5 protein-coding genes are annotated in these 3209 nt (G+C 69.8%); all 5 read right to left on the reverse strand.

Annotated features, from left to right (window positions below):
• Positions 1 to 421, reverse strand: a 421-nt coding sequence (locus tag PSH25_RS19960) for a SigE family RNA polymerase sigma factor (protein ID WP_238660536.1), incomplete at its 3' end; no start/stop codon positions are given.
• Between the two features lie 104 nt (positions 422 to 525).
• Positions 526 to 1401: a PH domain-containing protein gene (locus tag PSH25_RS19965; RefSeq protein ID WP_088951386.1), complete on the reverse strand. Its 876-nt coding sequence runs from the start codon at positions 1399 to 1401 to the stop codon at positions 526 to 528.
• A gap of 6 nt (positions 1402 to 1407) precedes the next feature.
• Positions 1408 to 1566 carry a hypothetical protein gene (locus PSH25_RS19970; RefSeq protein ID WP_007455302.1) on the reverse strand — a complete coding sequence of 53 codons (159 nt, stop codon included), beginning with the start codon at positions 1564 to 1566 and terminating at the stop codon, positions 1408 to 1410.
• A 116-nt stretch (positions 1567 to 1682) separates the two neighbouring features.
• Entirely contained in the window at positions 1683 to 2429 is a 747-nt protein-coding gene (locus PSH25_RS19975) for a DUF6758 family protein (RefSeq protein WP_372492816.1), read from the reverse strand.
• 10 nt (positions 2430 to 2439) lie between these two features.
• Positions 2440 to 3063, reverse strand: a complete 624-nt coding sequence (locus PSH25_RS19980) for a TrmH family RNA methyltransferase (protein WP_238660539.1) — start codon at positions 3061 to 3063, stop codon at positions 2440 to 2442.
• Positions 3064 to 3209: the final 146 nt, after the last annotated feature.

A 3209-nucleotide genomic window follows, 5' to 3' on the forward strand; every position in this document is an offset into this window, starting at 1 on the left:
TGTCCAGCATCGCGGCGGTCTGCGCCTCCGACATGTCCTCGTAGTAGCGCAGCACCAGCACTGCCCGCTGCCGGTTGGGCAACTCCCGGAGATGCCGCCACAGCAGGTCACGGTCGAGTTGCTGCTCGATCTCGTCGACACCGGCCCGCTCGGGCAGCACCTCGGTCGGGCGTTCGCCGTGCCAGCGCCGCCGCCACCAACTCGTCGACGTGTTGACCATCACCCGCCGGGCGTACGGCTCGACCGCCTCGATCCCGCCGAGCCGCTTCCACGCGAGGTAGGTCTTGGTCAGCGCCGTCTGGAGCAGATCCTCGGCCGTGGCCCAGTCCCCGGTGAGCAGGTAAGCGGTGCGGAGGAGCGCGGCGGAGCGGGCCGCGACGAACTCGCGGAACTGCTCCTCCAACGAGTCCCTGCTCGCCACCGCCCACCTCCACGCCCCCGGCCGTCCTGGCAGAGTGCCACGTCAGCGGCGCTCTGGTCCATGACGAAAGGTGCGCACTTGCTCCGATGTTCGGTCGAAAACCTTCACGCCCCGTCGTCGGCCTTGGCCTCGTCGGCCTCCTTGCCGAGCCGCGCCTCGACCGCCTGCGGCTCGTACATCTCCTCGACGACGCGCAGGTAGAGCTCGTTCGGGTTGGGCAGGTTCTTGATCTCGCGGAGCGCCTGCTCCTGGCCGGCGGACTCCAGCACGAAGGTGCCGTAGTTGAGCGCTCGGCCGGTCGGGGTCTGCTCGTACTTCATGTCGGTGACCCGGACCAGCGGCATCATCGCCACCTTGCGGGTGACGATGCCGTTGACCACCATGACCCGCTTGTTGGTCAGGATGAAACGGTCATACCACCAGTCGGCGACCTTCCACGCCACCCAGCCCATCACCGCGAACCAGAGCAGCACGGCGATGGTGGTCAGCGCGCCGACGTCCTGGCCGGCGAGAAAGCCGGAGAGGTAGCCGAGCACGAAGGTCGCCGCGACGCCGATCAACAGCGGGTTGGTGAGGTGGATCCAGTGTCGCTTCCACTCGCCCCTGTAGCGCTCAGTGGGGAAGAGGTAGCGAGCCACCAGCGAACTCGGCTCGTCTTCCAGTGGCAGCACCCGCCGAGGGGTCGAGCCGGTCGCGTCGGCGCGCAACCCGGCCAGCTCGTCCTCGGAGATCTGCGGCGGCTGGTAGCTGGCCTCCGGATCACGGATCCACCCCCGACCGGAACGACCCTGGCCGGCATAGCCGGGCCCGTCGCCGTAGCCGACGTCGTCCGAAAGGGACGGACCGTCGGACAGGCCGGGACCGGCCCCGTAGCCCGGGCCGTCATCAGGCCCGATCCGCGGGATCGGCTCGGTGTCACGCTCGCGGCGTTCCCGGTCGGGGTCGTCCGGGTCGAAGGGTGGACCGGAGGGGCTGCCCATCGGCGGCTAGGCGACGAGGCTGGTGAAGAAGTCGCCAAACCCCTGGGCGATATCCATGATCCCGCCGCCGAGCGACTTGAACACGTCCGCCGCAGAGTTTGGCCGGTAGGCGACGAAGAAGATCAAGAATGCGATTCCGGCCCAGGTGAGGACCTTCTTGACCATGGCGGGCCATCCTCTCGCGCGGCGCCGGGTCCCATTACCGCAGCGGCACCCAGAGTATCAGTGTGGTGTCGTACAGTGAATATCTGCGTCCGTTCTCCGTCAATCCGGAAGAGTTGTCAAGCTCTACCAGGTAGATACGGGGACGGTGCGCCGTACACGAGCTCGGGGGGAGTCCACTCGGTCAGGTCGTGAAGCACGACGTCTTCCGCGAGCAGGTGACCCGCACTCGCCGGCCAGGCTATCGCATGGAGCCACATTCCCCGAGCCTCGCCGGCGTACGCGCTTCGATCCGTCGGTGAATTCACCAACCACAGTGGAGTCGGGTGACCGCCGACCTTGATCTTCGCCTGTCCGACGTGGTCAGGGTGACCCGGCCCCGGGTCGGTCAGCGCGTCGACCAATTCCGGCCCCGGATCGGGGCCGGCCAGTCCGGCGAGTCGGGTACCCAGACCCACACCGGGTTCCTCGGCCACGAAGACCAGATCGGCCGGACCACCGCCGAGTGGCGCCGGGCCCGCACACGCCACCGCCGTCGCCCGCACTCCCGTCCGGTCGTCCCCGGCGTACGCCACGCCGGTGAGTGTCCAACCGGGCGGCAGCGGCCACGGGCACCACAGGGGCGTCACCGGCGGATCGCCGGTCGCGGTGATCCGCTCCACCACGCTCGCCACGATCTCCGCTCCGATGTGCTCGGGCACGTGCAACGGCGGCACCGGGCCGCAACGCACACACCTTGAGTCGGTGTTCATCAGATCCGGCGCCCGCACTGGGCCCCCGCATCTCGGACAACTCACCGCGACACTCACATCCCCACCGTCTCCCCGGAGCACCGGCACGTCAAGCCGGAACGTCCGATTCGGCACCGTACGTGGGTCAGTCCGGCGGCGTGCCGGCGTGCGCGCGGATCCAGGCGTGCATGGCGATTCCGCTGGCCACGCCCGCGTTGATCGACCTCGTCGAGCCGTACTGGGCGATGGAGTAGAGCTGGTCGCACGCGGCACGGGCCGGCGCGGAGAGGCCCGGCCCCTCCTGACCGAACAGCAGCACGCAGTCCCGCGGCAGGGTGCCGGTCTCCAGCGGACGCGACCCGGGCAGGTTGTCGATGCCGAACACCGGCAGGTGCCGCTCGGCCGCCCAGGCGACGAACTCCTCGATCGTCTCGTGGTGCCGTACGTGCTGGTACCGATCGGTCACCATCGCGCCGCGCCGGTTCCACCGTCGCCGTCCGACGATGTGCACCTCGGCGGCGTTGAACGCGTTGGCGTTGCGCACCACCGTGCCGATGTTGAAGTCGTGCTGCCAGTTCTCGATCGCGACGTGGAAGCCGTGCCGGTGCCGGTCCAGGTCGGCGACGATCGCCTCGTGCCGCCAGTAGCGGTAGCGGTCGACGACGTTGCGCCGGTCCCCCTCCGCCAGCAGCTGCGGGTCGTAACGGGGGTCGTCCGGTGGGTCCCCCGGCCAGGGGCCCACGCCCACCTCAAGCTGGTCGTCGGTCACGGTCATCAGAGGGTACGGACCGCGTCGGCGCCCGGCGCGACGACCTGCCGGTCAGCCCAGGTCGAGGGCGGCACCGAGCCGGTCCAGGAAGCGCCGGTCCGCCGGGCTGGCCGGCGGGTCCACCCGGCGCGCGCCGGTGCCGGGCA

This window comes from Micromonospora foliorum, assembly GCF_022229015.1.
Classification (GTDB): Bacteria; Actinomycetota; Actinomycetes; order Mycobacteriales; family Micromonosporaceae; genus Micromonospora; species Micromonospora foliorum.